At 63.4% G+C, this 16158-nt stretch carries 17 protein-coding genes; 7 read left to right on the top strand and 10 right to left on the bottom strand.

Features of this window, described 5'->3' with window-relative positions; translation table 11 throughout:
- Positions 1 to 14: 14 nt before the first annotated feature.
- Together A3AU_RS0122105 and A3AU_RS0122100 are read right to left on the bottom strand one after the other, a co-directional pair.
- A complete protein-coding gene (locus A3AU_RS0122105; protein ID WP_027054813.1) occupies positions 15 to 311 on the bottom strand; it encodes an HlyU family transcriptional regulator in 297 nt (98 codons plus the stop codon).
- Positions 312 to 358: 47 nt separating this feature from the next.
- Positions 359 to 1000, bottom strand: coding sequence for a TetR/AcrR family transcriptional regulator (locus tag A3AU_RS0122100; RefSeq protein ID WP_027054812.1), 642 nt, complete (start codon positions 998 to 1000; stop codon positions 359 to 361).
- Positions 1001 to 1179: 179 nt separating this feature from the next.
- Here A3AU_RS0122100 and A3AU_RS0122095 point away from each other — a divergent pair, with 179 nt between their 5' ends.
- Both A3AU_RS0122095 and A3AU_RS0122090 read left to right on the top strand, forming a co-directional pair.
- Entirely contained in the window at positions 1180 to 1857 is a 678-nt protein-coding gene (locus A3AU_RS0122095; protein ID WP_027054811.1) for a PspA/IM30 family protein, read from the top strand.
- Between the two features lie 64 nt (positions 1858 to 1921).
- On the top strand, positions 1922 to 2182 hold the full coding sequence (locus A3AU_RS0122090) for a YiaA/YiaB family inner membrane protein (RefSeq protein ID WP_027054810.1): 261 nt from the start codon (positions 1922 to 1924) through the stop codon (positions 2180 to 2182).
- 97 nt (positions 2183 to 2279) lie between these two features.
- Here the strand turns inward: A3AU_RS0122090 and A3AU_RS0122085 are convergent, their stop codons facing one another.
- Positions 2280 to 2948 carry a PadR family transcriptional regulator gene (locus A3AU_RS0122085; protein WP_027054809.1) on the bottom strand — a complete coding sequence of 223 codons (669 nt, stop codon included), beginning with the start codon at positions 2946 to 2948 and terminating at the stop codon, positions 2280 to 2282.
- A gap of 195 nt (positions 2949 to 3143) precedes the next feature.
- Between A3AU_RS0122085 and A3AU_RS0122080 the strand changes: the two genes are divergently transcribed.
- The gene (locus tag A3AU_RS0122080; RefSeq protein ID WP_027054808.1) at positions 3144 to 4010 is read left to right on the top strand and encodes a patatin-like phospholipase family protein; all 867 of its coding nucleotides are present in this window, start codon (positions 3144 to 3146) and stop codon (positions 4008 to 4010) included.
- 25 nt (positions 4011 to 4035) lie between these two features.
- Here A3AU_RS0122080 and A3AU_RS0122075 read toward each other — a convergent pair whose 3' ends face one another.
- The 4 genes from A3AU_RS0122075 to A3AU_RS0122060 form a co-directional block, all read right to left on the bottom strand.
- Complete coding sequence (locus tag A3AU_RS0122075) at positions 4036 to 4428, bottom strand: thiol-disulfide oxidoreductase DCC family protein (RefSeq protein WP_027054807.1); 393 nt, start codon at positions 4426 to 4428, stop codon at positions 4036 to 4038.
- A gap of 13 nt (positions 4429 to 4441) precedes the next feature.
- Positions 4442 to 5506 (bottom strand): DMT family transporter, encoded by a 1065-nt coding sequence (locus A3AU_RS0122070; protein WP_027054806.1) that lies wholly within the window; start codon positions 5504 to 5506, stop codon positions 4442 to 4444.
- Positions 5507 to 5541: 35 nt separating this feature from the next.
- Entirely contained in the window at positions 5542 to 5811 is a 270-nt protein-coding gene (locus A3AU_RS0122065) for a putative hemolysin (protein ID WP_027054805.1), read from the bottom strand.
- A 129-nt stretch (positions 5812 to 5940) separates the two neighbouring features.
- A complete protein-coding gene (locus A3AU_RS0122060; protein WP_027054804.1) occupies positions 5941 to 6234 on the bottom strand; it encodes a GYD domain-containing protein in 294 nt (97 codons plus the stop codon).
- A gap of 213 nt (positions 6235 to 6447) precedes the next feature.
- Here A3AU_RS0122060 and A3AU_RS0122055 point away from each other — a divergent pair, with 213 nt between their 5' ends.
- Positions 6448 to 7503: a TauD/TfdA family dioxygenase gene (locus tag A3AU_RS0122055; protein WP_027054803.1), complete on the top strand. Its 1056-nt coding sequence runs from the start codon at positions 6448 to 6450 to the stop codon at positions 7501 to 7503.
- 70 nt (positions 7504 to 7573) lie between these two features.
- Here the strand turns inward: A3AU_RS0122055 and rpoD are convergent, their stop codons facing one another.
- The 3 genes from rpoD to A3AU_RS0122040 all read right to left on the bottom strand — a co-directional run bounded on the left by rpoD (position 7574) and on the right by A3AU_RS0122040 (position 12485).
- Positions 7574 to 9598 (bottom strand): RNA polymerase sigma factor RpoD, encoded by a 2025-nt coding sequence (gene rpoD, locus A3AU_RS0122050; RefSeq protein ID WP_027054802.1) that lies wholly within the window; start codon positions 9596 to 9598, stop codon positions 7574 to 7576.
- A 424-nt stretch (positions 9599 to 10022) separates the two neighbouring features.
- Entirely contained in the window at positions 10023 to 11957 is a 1935-nt protein-coding gene (gene dnaG / locus A3AU_RS0122045) for a DNA primase (RefSeq protein WP_027054801.1), read from the bottom strand.
- A gap of 147 nt (positions 11958 to 12104) precedes the next feature.
- On the bottom strand, positions 12105 to 12485 hold the full coding sequence (locus A3AU_RS0122040) for an RcnB family protein (RefSeq protein ID WP_027054800.1): 381 nt from the start codon (positions 12483 to 12485) through the stop codon (positions 12105 to 12107).
- Positions 12486 to 12874: 389 nt separating this feature from the next.
- Here A3AU_RS0122040 and A3AU_RS0122035 point away from each other — a divergent pair, with 389 nt between their 5' ends.
- The 3 genes from A3AU_RS0122035 to A3AU_RS0122025 all read left to right on the top strand — a co-directional run bounded on the left by A3AU_RS0122035 (position 12875) and on the right by A3AU_RS0122025 (position 16152).
- Complete coding sequence (locus tag A3AU_RS0122035) at positions 12875 to 14539, top strand: Na/Pi cotransporter family protein (RefSeq protein WP_027054799.1); 1665 nt, start codon at positions 12875 to 12877, stop codon at positions 14537 to 14539.
- Positions 14540 to 14673: 134 nt separating this feature from the next.
- Positions 14674 to 14892 carry a DUF2061 domain-containing protein gene (locus A3AU_RS0122030; protein ID WP_027054798.1) on the top strand — a complete coding sequence of 73 codons (219 nt, stop codon included), beginning with the start codon at positions 14674 to 14676 and terminating at the stop codon, positions 14890 to 14892.
- A gap of 75 nt (positions 14893 to 14967) precedes the next feature.
- Entirely contained in the window at positions 14968 to 16152 is a 1185-nt protein-coding gene (locus A3AU_RS0122025) for an MFS transporter (protein WP_027054797.1), read from the top strand.
- Positions 16153 to 16158: the final 6 nt, after the last annotated feature.

Here is a 16158-nt window from a genome sequence, read left to right as displayed (position 1 = left end):
CGACCTGGCCGGCCCTACCCGAAAATCCGCTCGCCCTGTTCGTCGACCAGCTGCATGCCCTTCTTGATCGAGATGTCGACGGCGTCGTCCAGGCCGGCGAAGCGGTCGGCGCGGATGAATTTGTGTTCCTTCATCACGCCGTCGACCTCCTTGGAGACGATGCCGCAGGTCTGATACTGGCCATCGTTCTTGTAGGGCGTGGCGCTGATCAGGAAACCCTTGTGCTCGACCTGCTTGGCGGGCGCGGCACTTTTGGGCTCGGCCGCTTCACCGCCGCCGCCACCGCCGAAAAGACGTTTCAGAAAAGACATGGCTCAAATCTCCTTGTTCGTCCTGCAGACCGCGGTCCGTTCGCGATTCACGACGCTCTCGTTCCAGCATGCGCGAATGTGCCGCCGCGTTCCAGCCCCCTGATAAAGACGGCGACCAGCAGCTCGATCTGCTCGTCGATCTCGTCCGCCTGCCGGCGCACGGATCTGGCCGCGTAGCCGCTGGTGACGATGCCGTGCACGCTCGACCACAGCGTGCGTGCGGCGATCCGGCGCGAGTCGTCGTCAAGGTCGAAGTCACCGCCTGCAAGCACACTGGCAATGATCTCGAACAACTGGTCGAGCCGCGCCTCGTAGGCATCCGGCTCGGTCAGCGTCGGGCGACGCCTGTTGAAGGCGAGCAGCGCCGGCCAGCTGCCTGGATGCGCCTCGACAAAGCGCACATAGGCGCCGGCCAGCGCCAGCAGGCGCTGGCGCACATCGGTGATGCCGCGCTGGCTAAGATCGGCCATCGCCGCCGCCCCCGCCGCGCCCAGCCGGTCGAGCAGCCGCATGTTGACGGCGCGGTGCACCCCGTCGAGGTCGGAAAACAAATTGTAGACCGAGCCGACCGAGATGCCTGCCTGCTCGGCGATGGTCCTCGCTTTCAGATTGTCCATGCCGCCCGCGTTGAGCAGTGCCTCGGCAATGGCCAGCACCCGCTCGCCCGTCTCTTCCTTGTCCAGTGCCATATCGATCCTTGTGGCCGCGCATGCCCCGTGCGGCGCGTTCTTCAAACCGCGATTTCCCGCTCTTTACCATATGAAGGGTTTTGTGAACAGCGTTCAAAAAATAGCTTGAACAATGTTCATTTCCTGTTACTTTGCCGTTGTGAACATTGTTCACGTCGCAATTCGAAGGGAGAAGAACCATGCTTAGCCTGATCAGAACATTGCTCGACGGCGCCAGCGCAAGGGCCGAGGACGGCCTCAAGGATCGCTTCGCCATCGACCTTCTGACGCAGCGCATCCGCGACGCCGAGGCGGGTCTTGCCGCCGCCAAGCAGACGCTTGCCACGCTGATCCTGCGTCAGCGGGCAGAGCAGGCCGGTCTCGACCAGCTCGACCGCCGTCACGCCGATCTGGAAAGCCGAACCATCAGCGCGCTGGCCGCCGGCAACAGCGGGCTTGGCGAAAGCGGTGCGGCGGCCATCGCCGAACTGGAAAATGTACGCGAGGTCCGCCGCGCCACCGTTCAGAGCCTCGGCGAAAAGACGTTGCGGATGCGCGTTTCGGTGGAGCGGGCGCATCGCCGCATCATCGACCTCCACCAGGGCATGATCTCGGCCCGCGCCATCGATGCCGAGCGCAAGGCGCAATCACGCCTGTTCAGGTCGATCGGCCAGTCGTCGAGCCTCAACGACGCCGAGGAGCTTCTGGCCCGCATCAAGGGCGCCAGCGACCCGTTCGAGGAAGCCGGCATTCTCGACGAGATCGACGGCGAGTTGCGTCACGAAGCGATCCGCGACCGCCTTGCCGACGCCGGGCATGGCCCGGCGGTGAAGGTGCGCGCGAGCGACGTGCTCGAGCGCCTGAGGACCATCAACTGAAAACCAGCCTTCGCAGACCCGACTTCCATCAGATCCAACATCGTCGAACCAACGGAGAACTCCAATGAACGCCAATCAGACCTACATCATGTTCAACACCGCCTCGGTCGGTGCCGCCTATTTCATGCTCGGCCTGTCGCTGTGGCTGGCGCCGGTCGACCTGGCGACCAAGGGCTACTGGGCCATGGGCATCCTGCTCCTCACCGGCAGCCTGGTGAACCTTGTCAAGTACCGCACCGACGAACGCATCTCCGCCGAGACCACCGCCAAGATCGAGAAGGCGCGCAACGAGAAGCTGATCAGCGAGTATGTCGGCAAGGAGTGATGCTGGCATGAACAAACGAAAAAAGCCCGGGCGACCGGGCTTTTTGTGCCTTGCAGAAGGTGGGTTCTTGCCGGGTCGGTACCCGACCTGCCTCACATCACTTGCGCGCCAGCGCTTCCAGTGCCTCCGCAGCGGATTCGAGCACCTTGATCGCCGCTGCCTGCCGCTCGGCGGGAGCGTCCACGAGGTCGCTTAGGGCGGCCCGCAACCGATGACGCACCGCGCGAAACTCGTCGCGCGCGTCACCACGGCCACCGCGACGGTCCTCGCCATCATCGCTCCAGCCGAACCAGTCGCGCGCCTTGGCCATCTTGCGGCCAAAGCGTTCGAGATGGTCGAGCACGCCGTCGATCATCTCGCGATTGTCGGCAAGATGCGCCTGCCCGGCCTCCGTGATGGAAAACACCTTCTTGTTGCCTTCGCTTGACGAGACGGCATAGCCTGCCTCTTCCAGGAAGGTCAGCGTCGGGTAGACCACGCCCGGGCTCGGGCTGTAGATGCCGCTGGTGCGCTCTTCCAGCGCCTTGATGATGTCGTAGCCGTGGCGCGGCGCCTCGGCCAGCAGCGACAGCGTGATCAGCTTGAGGTCGCCGTCGGCCAGCATGCGGCCAGCGCGGAACATGTCGCCCGGGCCGCCACGTCCGCCGCCCCTGCCCCCGAACGGCCCGAAACCGCCGCCACCGCCGCGGCCACCGAATTTGCCGGCCATGTGCATGAACATGCGCTCGCCGAAATGACCGCGCCCGAAATGATTGTCTTTGTGCATTGATTGCTCCTTGAGTTCTATCTTACGATATATCTTAATTAGGCGCGGTCCATCGTCGAGTCAAGATATATCTTACGATGTATCTGAATGCGGCGCCAGCGCCACTTCACGAACACGTGCTGTCACACTGGCACACGCACGAAACAAACCGGACATCCCCCACGAAACCCAAGCGAGGCTCGCAGGGAGGTTGCCATGCCGTCAGGTACAGACAACAAGACCGCGCTGGTGCTGGCCGGCGGCGGCAGTTTCGGCGCCGTGCAGGTCGGCATGCTGAAGGCGCTGGTCGCCGCCGGCATGACCGCCGACTTCGTCGTCGGCTCCAGCGTCGGCGCCATCAATGGCGCCTACTATGCCGCCGCCGGCACGGTGGAGACCATCGCGCGGCTGGAGACCCTGTGGCGTGGCATCACCCGCAACGACGTCTTCCCCATGAGCTGGCGCTCAATGCTGGGCTTCGCGGCGCGGCGAGATTTTCTCTCCGCCTCGCACGGTATCCGCACTCTGATTGAACGCAACCTGCCGTACCGCAACCTGGAGGATGCGCCGATCCCGATCCATATCATCGCCACCGACCTGTTTTCCGGCGAGGCCGTTGTGCTGTCGCACGGCAATGCGGCAGATGCGATCGCCGCCTCCAGCGCCATTCCGGTGGCGTTCGCGCCGGTAAAGGTCGGCGATCGGCTGTTGATCGACGCCGCCGTCACCTCGAATACACCGATTGGCGTTGCGATCGGCCTTGGCGCGCACCGGCTGATCGTGCTGCCGACCGGCTTCGCCTGCAATCTGCAAGCACCACCACAAGGCGCTGTTGCCAACGGCCTGCATGCCTTGACCCTATTGATCGCCCGGCAACTGGTGCGCGAACTCGACACCATGCCGGCTGGGATCGATTACGCGATTGTGCCCTCGCTCTGCCCGCTGATGGGCTCGCCCTATGATTTCACCCGCACCGGTGCGCTGATCGACGACGCAGAAGAATCGACACGGGCATGGATAGAGGCCGGCGGACTGTTTCAGCGTGTGATCCCCAACCAGATGCGCCCGCACAGCCATCATTGACCCCGCCTGATCTCAAGCCGGCGCGCTACCAGCGGCCCTTGCGCCGGTTCCAGGCATAGAGCAGGTCGGCGAAGCGATCATAGCCAAAGCGCGTCAGCGGCAAGGCAAGCCGGTTGCCGAAGAGCTTGGCCAGCCAGCCCTCGCCGGGCGTCGCCGCCCACACGGCGATGGCGACGTCGGCGCCGACCAGCAAGCGGCCATCGGCATCGGTGGCGTGCAGCCGCCTGCGGATGTCTTCCAGCGAAGCACCGTGTCCGGCCAGCGCCGCCGGCTCCAGATTGATGTCGCGAAATTCGATCCGCCCGGCCCTGACCGCTTCAATCAGTCGCCGCTTTTGCCTGGTAATGCCGGCATCGCAGACGGGACAGCGCGTGTTGTACCAAACGCTTAGTTCAGGCCTTGGGGTTTGCTTGAGCATGATCTTGGCATGCTCAGCCGTGGCCGTGCCTGTGGTGCAGGTCCGGATAATGCGGGTGTCGGTGGCGCATCGGCGCATGCCGGTGCCAGTGCGAATGCGGCTCGCTCACCGGCCCGTCATGATCGTGCTGGTGGTGTTCGTCATGCACATGGCTGTGCTCGTGTTCCAGCGCCTCGTGGTCGTGCTCATGGTCGTGGCGCTCCGACAGATGCAACCACAGGCCGATGCCCATCAGAAGTCCCGCCAACGCCAGCTTGAAGGTGACGGCATCGCCCAAGATGACGATGGCCAGCAGCGCACCAATGAACGGAGCCAGCGAGTAATAGGCGCCTGTCCGCGCGGTACCAAGATGGCGCAACGCCAGGATGAACATCACCAGGCTGACGCCGATGCCAAGCAAGCCGACAGCAGCCGTGGCGCCGACAATGGATACCGTGGGAAACGACGCTCCGGCAGCGAGCGCCAACCCGACATTGGCCGCGCCCGCCACCAGCCCTTTCAGCATGGCGATCACCACCGGATCGGTCGCCGAGATCTTGCGAGTGAAGTTGTTGTCCAGTCCCCATGCCAGGCAGGCGCCGGCAACGAGCAGCGCGCCGAGATTGAAGGCGACACCCTCGCCTTGCCATGACAACAATACAGCGCCCGCCAGAATCGCGAAGGCGCCAACAAGCAGGCGCCGGTCGACATTCTCGCGATAGACGAGCCAGGCAATCGCCATCGTCGCCAGCCCTTCCAAGTTGAGCAGCAGCGCTGAACTGGATGCCGTGTTGAGGCTGAGACCAAACATCAACAACACCGGCGCGAGGATGCCGCCCATGCCGATCGCCAGCGCCAACCAAGGGACATCCCTAACGGCCAGTTGCGCTTCGCCGGCCGCGGCCTGTTTGCCGCGAAGCAGGCGATACACAGCAAGGCCAACGCCAGCGCCGAGATAGAGCAGGCCAGCCAGCATGAAGGGACTGACGCTGTTGAGCAGCAGCTTGGAAAGGGGCGGTGTTGCGCCAAACAATGCGGCCGAAAACAGGGCAAGCGGCACGCCGGGCCACAGATGGGAATGCGAGTGCGGCTCTGACATGGTCCTATCCTTGTACCCAGGCGGCGCCGTGGCTGCTATTTGCTGCGCATCGAGGCCCTTGGGCCGACGCATTTGTTGTCGCGAAACAGTGCCCATTCCTCGCACAGGCGCCCGTTAGGCAAGCGGCAGAAGCCATATTCATTGCCGGCCTTGTCTTTTCTGATCGTCAGCCGGCCGCCAATCCCGCCGCAATGGACCGAGGCGGGATTGACCATGCCGACCGGTTTTGTCGCGGCGGCGCCGACGTCGATCGGCATCAGCGATATCAAGGCAAGAGCACCGGCCAGCATCGAAAAACTGTTCATCGCAATCCCTCATGGCCGCATATCTACCACGGCGAGGCATCCTGTCCCGAGGCAACCCGTCAAATATGTCGAAATGCGCGCCGGATCAGGTGCCATCAAGGCCGCACCTGATCCGACTGTCCGCGAATACTATCCGAGCGAAGCGATGATCTCGCGATAAGCGAATTCGGGGAAGGCCTTAAGCGTTCGCGTCCGGATGTTGCCGCTCGCCGCCAGCATCAGCGAGAAACGCGCGAGCACCGCGTCGTCGGGGGCTTCGACCACAGCCACCATGTCGTATTCGCCCATGGTCAGATAGAACGACTTGAACGAGCCGCCCATGTCGCTCAACTGCTTCCTGGCGGCGTCGAGCCGCTTGGGTGAATCGCGCACGTTTCTGGCGCCTTGCTCCGTCCAGTTCATCAGCACGATGTAGCTTGTCATGGCTCACCTCCCTCCGGGGCCACGGAGCACGGCGGCTTCGCCGGGGCGGGCATCCGGGTTGTCGCCCAGAAAATGCGTCCGATATGAGACTATCCTCCCGCGGCGAACATCTCGCAAGGACCACCGCGCCAGCAACGACCAGCGAAAGCCGGTTTAAAAATCCGCCTGACTGCGGCAGTCTCCATCTTGGCCATCAGCCCCGCAGGAGAACTCATGCGCGAGACGACAGACCTGCCGCCGGAACAGATCGACATCCCTGCCGCTTGGACCGGCGAGGACATGGCGAAGCAACCCGGCCGTTGGCTGGTCGAACTGGACTCTCGCGACATCGCCGAGCTGGAATCGGCGGCAACCGGCTTTCTCGCCGGCTCGCACGATATCGGCAACCTGACCAAGGGCGACTTCCCCCTGCCCCGGCTCGCCGGCCATCTTGCCGCCCTTCGCGAAAAACTGATCGCCGGCATCGGCTTCGAGGTGCTGCGCGGTCTCCCGGTCGAAGGATATTCCGCTGAAATGGCGGCAACGATCTTCTGCGGTATCGGCGCGCACCTGGGAAGCGCGCGGTCCCAGAATGCCCAGGGCCACATTCTCGGCCATGTCCGCGACATCGGCGCTGACGCCAGGGACGCCACGACACGCATCTACCAGACGGCGGAGCGCCAGACGTTTCATACAGACTCCGCCGATGTCGTCGGCCTGCTCTGCCTGCGCGATGCCATGCAAGGCGGCGAGTCCCTGCTGGTCAGCACGGTGACGATCTACAACGAGATGCGCAAAAGGCGGCCCGATCTGGTCCGCCTTTTGTTCGATCCGATTGCCACCGACCGGCGCGGCGAGATACCGGAAGGCGAAAAGCCCTACTTCGAAATCCCGGTCCTCAACTGGCATGCCGGCTTGCTGACCGGCATTTATCAGCGCCAATATATCGACAGCGCCCAGCGCTTCCCCGATGCCATGCGGCTGAGTTCGGCGCATGTCGAAGCGCTGAATCTGTTCGACAGCCTCGCCAATGATGTCAGGCTGAACCTGTCGATGCGGCTGCGCCCCGGCGACATGCAGTTCGTCTACAATCATTCGCTGCTTCACGACCGCACGGGTTTTCGCGATTGGCCCGGGCCAGACAAGCGGCGCCATATGCTGCGCCTGTGGCTGTCGATCCCCGGCGACCGTCCGTTGCCCCCGTGCTTCAGGCAGCGTTACGGCTCGATCGAGATCGGCGACCGCGGTGGCATCATCGTCAAGGGCACACGGCTGAACGTGCCGTTGTAGGAGCAAGCCCGCCTGAAATGAAAAAGGGCGCCGATCGGCGCCCTTGATTTCGTGACGGATAAAGCGCGCCTCAGCTATCTAGGAAGCTGCGCAGCTTGCGCGACCGGCTGGGGTGCTTGAGCTTGCGCAGCGCCTTGGCTTCGATCTGGCGGATACGCTCGCGGGTGACCGAGAACTGCTGGCCGACTTCTTCCAGAGTGTGGTCGGTGTTCATGCCGATGCCGAAGCGCATGCGCAGCACACGTTCCTCGCGCGGCGTCAGCGAGGCCAGCACGCGCGTGGTGGTCTCGCGCAGATTGGCCTGGATCGCCGCGTCGATCGGCAGGATCGCCATCTTGTCCTCGATGAAATCACCCAGATGCGAATCCTCCTCATCGCCAACCGGCGTTTCGAGCGAGATCGGCTCCTTGGCGATCTTCAGCACCTTGCGCACTTTTTCGAGCGGCATGGCAAGCTTTTCGGCCAGTTCTTCCGGCGTCGGCTCGCGGCCGATCTCGTGCAGCATCTGGCGCGAGGTGCGCACGATCTTGTTGATCGTCTCGATCATATGCACAGGAATGCGGATGGTGCGCGCCTGGTCGGCGATCGAACGCGTGATCGCCTGCCGGATCCACCATGTCGCGTAGGTCGAGAACTTGTAGCCGCGGCGGTACTCGAATTTGTCGACCGCCTTCATCAGGCCGATATTGCCTTCCTGGATCAGGTCGAGGAACTGCAGGCCACGATTGGTGTACTTCTTGGCGATGGAGATGACGAGGCGCAGATTGGCCTCGACCATTTCCTTCTTGGCGATCGCGGCTTCGCGCTCGCCCTTCTGCACCTGGTTGACGATCTTGCGGAATTCCAGGATCGAGATCGCCGTTTCGGTGGCCAGATGCTGGATCTCGGCGCGCAGCTCCTTGATCGCATCCTTCTCGTTCTTGGTGAATTCCTTCCAGCCGCGCGAGGTCAGATTGGCGATCGAGCGCGTCCAGTTGGGGTCGAGCTCGGAACCCTGATACTCCTTCAGGAACTCCTCGCGCCGCACGCCATAGCTTTCGGCGAGCCGCAATAGCTTGCCCTCGTTCTGCACCAGGCGCTTGTTGATGTCGTAGAGCTGCTCGACCAGCGCCTCGATGCGCGCGGTGTTGAGCGACAGCGACTTCACCGCCTTGATCAGCTGGTCCTTCAGCTCCTTCAGCCGGCGGTCCTGGCTGGGCGACAGCGTGCCGGCGGCGGCCAGGCGGTTCTCGACCTGCTGGTCCTGCAGCTTGCGCAGCTTCTTGTAGGTGTCGGCGATGACGTCGAGCGTCTCCATCACCTGAGGACGCAGTTCCGCTTCCATCGCCGCCAGCGACAGGCTGGCCTCGTCCTCGTCTTCCTCGTCGTCGTCCCCGATGCCGCGCGTATCGACGCCGACATTGGTGATGTCGTCTTCTTCGTCGCGCCCGCGGCGCGGCTTTTCCTCGGCCTTGGGCGCTTCCTCGATGCGCTCGACGACCGGCGCCTGTTTGGCTTCGGGGCCGGCATAGGTCGCTTCGAGATCGATGATCTCGCGCAGCAGGATCTTGGATTCGTTGAGCTCGTCGCGCCAGATGATGATGGCCTGGAAGGTCAGCGGGCTTTCGCACAGGCCCGCGATCATCGTCTCGCGGCCGGCCTCGATGCGCTTGGCAATCGCGATTTCGCCCTCGCGCGACAGAAGCTCGACCGAGCCCATCTCACGCAGATACATGCGCACCGGATCGTCGGTACGGTCGGTCGGCTCTTTCTTGGTGGTGGTGGCGGCGACCGCCGTGCCGGTCTGTTCGGCCAGCTCGTTGGCGTCTTCCTCGGCGTCGGCCGCGGTATCGCCGGCCTCTGCCTCTTCGCCCTGCTCGTCATCCTCGACGACGTTGATGCCCATGTCGGACAGCATCGCCATCGTGTCCTCGATCTGCTCGGAGGTCACTTCCTCGGAAGGCAGCACCGAATTCAGCTCGTCCATCGTGACATAGCCGCGCTTCTTGGCGGCCTTGATCATCTTCTTGACAGCATCATCGGAAAGGTCGAGCAGAGGGCCATCGGTGGCGCCTTCGCGTTCGGTCTCGACCTCTTCCTTTTCCTTAGTCGCCATAATTTTTATCTTCTCCTAGCGGCCGGCCATCGCGGCCGCGTAAGCTATCGGACCAGTCAAATCGGACACGCTCGTTTTTCCAAACGCGCTTCACCCGGGCCACTGACTGCATCCACTCTTTGTTTGGTGCATGTCGTCGCCCCAAACCGGTTCCCACTTTTGGGCGACATGCATTAAGTCCAGATTAACCCTGATATCTGTGGCAGGCTGCCTGCCTGTCCAGTGACCAGTACCTCACATCGCACATTTCCCGTCGGCACGGGTGCGGGTTAACGTTTCGAATCGTCCTGATTCCGCCATTCTGTCGGAAGGTCAAGCGCCTCTCGCATGATTCGCATGAAAAAAGCGAATCAATTACCCGACTTAGCGCGACCTGCTCCCCGGGGAAGCCCGGCCACGCTCTCATTCCTGCACGCAGCCGCACTCAGGCTCGCCCGGCCCTGCCCGACGAAACGCCGAATCCTTCGATCAGCGCTTCCGTCGCCTGCACATCCTGAAATTGCGCCTGAATTTCGATCAGATGGCGGAAGTTTTCGTCCGAGGGATCGGCTTCGAGCGCTGCTTCCGCCTGTTTCAGCTCCTTATGTAAGGTGCGCGCGCTGCGCTGCAAGTGCAGGGCCTGGTTCAGAGCGTCGCGGGCGTCGTCAAGTGCCGCCGTCTCCAGCGCCGGCCATTGCCGCGCCCGCCGGATCAGGCCGACCGCGCGCTCCCAGATCTCGGCGCAGCCGGCACGCTCGATCATCGTCACCACGGCGTGGCGGTCATTGGCCATATCATGCGCCATCGCGTCGAGGATGGCGGCGTGCAGCCGCTGCAACTCGGAATTGGCAAGGTCGAGAAATTCGACATGGGCGAAATTCTCGTCGATCAGCGGCGGATGGTTGACCAGGGCCACGATGATCGTCGCCTCGCGCACCGACATGCCTTCGCCGCCGCGCTTGACCAGCGCCGATTGGCCGAGGCTTTCGGTGATCGCCATGCGGCCGCCACCAGGCTTGGCGAACTGTCCGCCGGGCGCGGCTGCCTTGCCCTGCCCCGGTTTCCAGTCCTGGCGCCCTTGCCGCGTATCGCGCTGTGAGCCGAAGAAGCTCTTCTCCCGCTCACGCATTTCCTGCTGGTAGTGATAGCGCGTGCTTTCGTCGCGGATGCGACTGGTCAATTCCCGCAGCGTCTTTCCCAGTTCCGCCCGCCGCTCCGGCGTGTCGAAGACACCGCCTGCCGTCTCGCGCATCCACAAGAGGTCGACCAGCGGCCGCGCATCGGCAAGCACCGCGCGAAATGCGTCCGGCCCCTCGGCTTTGACCAGGTCGTCGGGATCCTTGCCTTCCGGCAGCAACGCGAAGCGCGCCGAGCGCCCGGCCTGCACCGAGGGCAGCGCTAGATCCGCGGCACGCCATGCCGCCTTCAGTCCAGCCTTGTCGCCGTCGAAGCACAGCATCGGCTCCGGCGCCATGCGCCACAGCAATTCGAGCTGGTTCTCCGTGAGCGCCGTGCCCAGCGGCGCCACGGCATTCTCGAAGCCGGCCTGCGCCAGCGCGATCACATCCATATAGCCTTCCACGGCAATCACCGTGCCGCCTTTTGCCAAGGCCTTGCGTGCTCGGGCGAAATTGTAGAGCACGTTGCCCTTGTGGAAGAGCTCCGTGTCGGGCGAATTCATGTATTTGGCCAGCGCATCGGGCGCCAGCGCCCGACCGCCAAAGGCGATGATCTTGCCGCGCGAATCCGGGATCGGGAACATGATGCGGTCACGGAACCAGTCATAGGAAACCGGAATATCGTCGCCATGGCGCACCAGCCCGCAGGCCTCGATATCGGCTTTCGGCACGCCTTTCGCGGCGAGATGCTCCTTCAGCGCATTGCGGCTGTCTGGCGCGAAGCCAAGCCGGAACGACTGCTGCGTCGCCGGCGTCAGCCCGCGATCCCTCAGATACGCGCGGGCTTTGGCTCCCTCAGGCCCCTGCAGCCGCTCCTGGAAGAAGGTTGTCGCCATCTCCATGACGTCGGTCAGGCTGGCACGTTCCTTCTCGCGCCGCTCTTCCTGAACGTCGCGGACCGGCATCGGCACACCGGCCATGTCGGCGATCTTCTCGACTGCTTCGGGGAAACTCAGTCCTTCGAGCTCGGTGAGGAACTTGAAATGGTCGCCCGATACCGAGCAGCCGAAACAATGGTAGCGGCCTTTCTTGTCCTCGCAGTGGAAGGACGGGCTTTTCTCGCCATGGAACGGGCAGCAGGCCCAGTAGTCGCCACGCGACGCATTGGTCTTCTTGCGATCCCACGCGACGCGCTGGCCGATGACCTGTGAAATCCGCACGCGGTCGCGTATCTCGTCGAGAAAGGCGGGCGGAAAGCGCATTGAGGGAACTCGTTTCCCCACCATATAATCACGCAAGCGAAATCCGACGACCCCCAATACAGGCCATACCCGGTTTCCACAGGGCAAAAAAGGAAAGGCGGCCATTGCGGGCCGCCCTTCCCTTCAACCCGACGCTATGGCGGGGGCTTACTGCGCGGCAATCGCGCCAAAGATGATGCCGGAGAGGATGCTGACCAGCACATAGTCGTTGCCGACGCGGATCCATTCCTGACCGCGGCCGGGACGGTGCAGGCCGTAGCGGCCATAGTCGCGGATCGGCTGGTGCTGCCGCCAGCCCGAATACTTCTGGCCATTGCGCCAGTGGTTGCGCTTCACGATGACCTTCTTCTGAATGACCCGCTTTTTGATGACACGCTTCTTGACGTCCCGGTTGGTGGGCTTCTGCCAGTCGACCTTGGTGTAATTCGACTGCGGCGCGACCGGCGCATTCATCGGCGCGGCCTGGCCGGTCAGCGACGTGGCGGCCAGCATCGAGACAGCGAGGACAGAAAGAACAATGCGTTTCATGAAAAGTCTCCTTGGTTATCGATGCCCCGAGGAATAGCCGCCGACGGATGAACTGAAACTGAACACCAGCATTACAATTGTGTAATGAAATCCTGTGTTTAATTTCAATATTTGAACATCCTTGCAAAGATGCTGCATCAGCCCGTGGCAAGGCCGGCCGTTCTTTTGGCCGGCCAAGGCCCGGCTGTGCAACCATCTGCGCATCCGTCCATTTTCCGACATGGCCTGTCGCGCCGCGACAGCCCCACGAAATCGACAAAATTTTATTATCCGGCTAAAATATTCCGGTTATATTCCACGGCTGTCATGATCATGATTCGTACCCTTGCCCTCTCCCCGGACCGCCGCGCTGCCCGCGTCGCGCGCGCCATTCGCATGCAGGCGCCTCAATGAGCGGTTCCGTCGTCCTTCTGCATCTGGCCGGCGCCGTCGCGCTGATGCTGTTCGCCACCCGCATGGTGAAGACCGGCGTCGAGCGCGCCTATGGCGACGTGCTGCGCCACCGGTTGCGCGCCACCATGCGCAATCCGATCATGGCGGTGCTGGCCGGCACCGGCCTTGCTATCGCGCTGCAAAGCTCGACCGCGGTGACGCTGCTGGTCGGCTCCTTCGCCGGGTCCGGCATCGTCTCCGGTGCGGCCGGCCAGTTGGCCGTGCGCGGCGCCGAGATCGGCTCGGCGCTGGTGGTCAAGCTCTTGACCTTCGATCTCACGCTGCTGGTGCCGCTCTGCCTGATCACCGGCACGGTGATGTTCATGGCCACCGAGAGGCGCGACTGGCGCCAGACCGGCCGCATCCTGGTCGGCATCGGCCTTTTGATCCTGTCGCTGGAAATGATCGGCCACGCCTCCGAGCCGCTGCGCAACAGCCAGCTCCTGCCGGTCATCCTCAACTACTTCTCCGGCGATTCGATCACCGCCTATCTCCTGGCGGCGTTGATCACATGGCTGTTCCAGTCGAGCATCGCGGCGGTCCTTCTGATGGCGACGCTTGCCGGCCGTGGCCTGATCACGCCCGAGCTCGGCGTCGTCCTCATCCTCGGCGTCAATCTTGGCTCCTCGATCATCGCGCCCATGCTGACCCGTTCGTCGCCGCCACAAGTGCGCGTCGTGCCCATCGGCAATCTGTTGATGCGCGGGCTTGGCTCGCTGCTCATGCTTGTCCTGGTGATGATCTTCAGGCCGCACTTCGCCTTCCTCGGCGCAACGGCGGCCGACCAGATCGTCAACGCGCACATCCTGTTCAATGTATTGGTCCTGCTTGCCGGTCTGCCGCTGGCCGGTTTCGTCTATCGCGCCTCGGAAAAGATCGTGGCGCTCGGCACCAAGCCGGCACCGGCCGCCTCGCTCGACGTCATCGAATTGTCGGCGCTCAACGAGAGCGCGCTCGACGTGCCGAGCCAGGCGCTGGCCAACGCCACGCGCGAGGTGGTGCGGGTGTGCGAGACGGTCGAGATCATGCTGAAGCGCATCATCGAGCTTTATGAGAGCGCCGATGCCGACAAGATCAAGGCGTTGGCCGCGCTCGACGACCGCGTCGACCGCAAGCATGCGGCGATAAAGCTCTACCTCGCCAAGGTCACCAAGAACCCGTTGACCGAGGACGAGGCGCTGCGCTGCCAGGAGTTGATCGGCGCCTGCGTCAAGCTCGAACAGGTCGGCGACATCATCGTGCGCAACATGCTGGTGCATGTGAAGAAGAAGTTCGATCGCGGGCTGGAATTCACCGACGAAGGCTGGAGCGAATTGTGCGCCTTCCACGGCTCGGTTCTGGCCAATGCAAGGCTTGCCTTCAACGTGCTGGTGTCGCGCGATCCCGAAACCGCCCGCCAGTTGGTGCTGGAAAAGGACCAGTTGCGCGACCGCGAGAAGGAAACCAGCGCCAGCCACTTCCTGCGGCTGCGTGAAGGCACCGCCAAAAGCGTTGAAACCAGCTCGATCCACCTCGACACCATCCGCGACCTGAAGCAGATCAATTCGCTCTTGGCATCGATGGCCTATCCGGTGCTGGAAGAGCGCGGCCTGCTGACCGGATCGCGGCTGAAGGCGAGCTGAGCATCAGAAGAATTCGCCGCGCCGCCATCGGTCCGTAAGCACGTTTGCGTCATCCGGGCACGAACCACAAAAATTAGTCTTTGCTCATCCTGCCGTCGGTCGGCTAAGCATCCGGCTCCACCGGAGGGAAATCGATGGACACCCATTCGCGCAGTTTCGCCAAGGCACTGTCCTGGCGTATGACCGGCACCATCGACACGCTGATCATTTCCCTGGTCGTGACGGGAAGCGTCAAGCTCGCCGCCACCATCGGCGTGACCGAGGTCTTCACCAAGTCGCTGCTTTATTATTTCCACGAGCGGGCGTGGCTCAAGATTCCCTATGGCCGCAAGACGCCGGTCAAGAAAAGCTAAAGCGGCGACAAAAATTTCTGGATTGCCGGCGGCGCCCATCCGTGGTTTGAGGCCGTTCCAGCCAAGGCTTTCCCCATGTCGCTTCCGCTCTTCGCCCTGTTCATCGCCGCCTTCGCCTTCGGCACCACCGAATTCGTCATTGCCGGCGTTCTACCGGAGGTGGCGCAAGGGCTCGGCGTCTCGGTTCCATCGGCCGGCTATCTCGTCTCCGGCTATGCCTGCGGCATCGCCATTGGCGGCCCGTTGCTGGCCCTCGCCACCAAGCGCTTGCCGCGCAAGACCTTGCTGCTCGGGCTGGCCGTCGCCTTCACCATTGGCCAGGCGGCCTGTGCGCTGGCGCCCGATTTCACCGCCATGCTGCTCTTACGCATTGCCGTCGCGGTCGCGCACGGCGCCTATTTCGGCGTCGCCATGGTGGTCGCCGTTGGCCTCGTTCCCGAGGACAAGCGCGGCATGGCGGTCGCGGTCATCCTTTCCGGCCTCACCGTCTCCAACGTCATCGGCGTGCCGGCCGGCACCGCCATCGGCAACATCTGGGGTTGGCGCGCCACCTTCTGGGTGATGTGCGCGCTGGGCGTGGCGGCGACTTCTGCGATGGCCGTACTTCTGCCGCGCACGACAGGATATCAGGCCAAGCCCGCCGGCTTTGCCCGGGAGGTCCGCGTGCTGGCGCGCCAGCAGGTCTGGACCTCGCTGATCCTGATGCTGATGCTGATGCTCGGCCAGTTCTGCCTGTTCACCTACATCACGCCGACCCTGATGGAAGTCACCGGCCTCGACGAGAGCCTGGTGCCCTGGGTGCTGCTGCTCAACGGTGTCGGCGCCACGCTGGGCGTCTTCATTGGCGGCAAGCTGTCCGACTGGAAGCTGATGCCGTCGTTGATCACCATGCTGGCCTTGCAGGCGGTGACGCTGGCGGTCATCTACGCCGTCAGCCCCTACCCCGTGCCGATGGTCGTGGCGATCGTCATCTGGGGCGGTCTCAGCTTCGCCATCGGCACCCCGATCCAGACCCGCATCCTGGCCTGGACGGCCGACGCCTCCAACCTCGCCTCTTCGCTAATCCCGTCCGGCTTCAATGTCGGCATCGCGCTTGCAGCATCACTGGGTGCCGCCATGCTCAATGCCGGCTATGGCTATCGCAGCCTGCCGGTGGTCGGCGCCTTCGCTATGCTGGTGGCGGTGCTCGTCGCTGTCATCTCCCAGGTCTGGGAAGGGCGCAGCAACGCCACGCCGCCGCTGACGGCGCCCGCCGAGTAGACTACG

Origin of the sequence: Mesorhizobium erdmanii USDA 3471 (assembly GCF_000472705.1) — a bacterium.
In the GTDB taxonomy this organism is placed as follows: Bacteria; Pseudomonadota; Alphaproteobacteria; order Rhizobiales; family Rhizobiaceae; genus Mesorhizobium; species Mesorhizobium erdmanii.
Note: the sequence above shows the minus strand (reverse complement) of the source record. Positions and strands in the feature narration are given on the sequence as shown.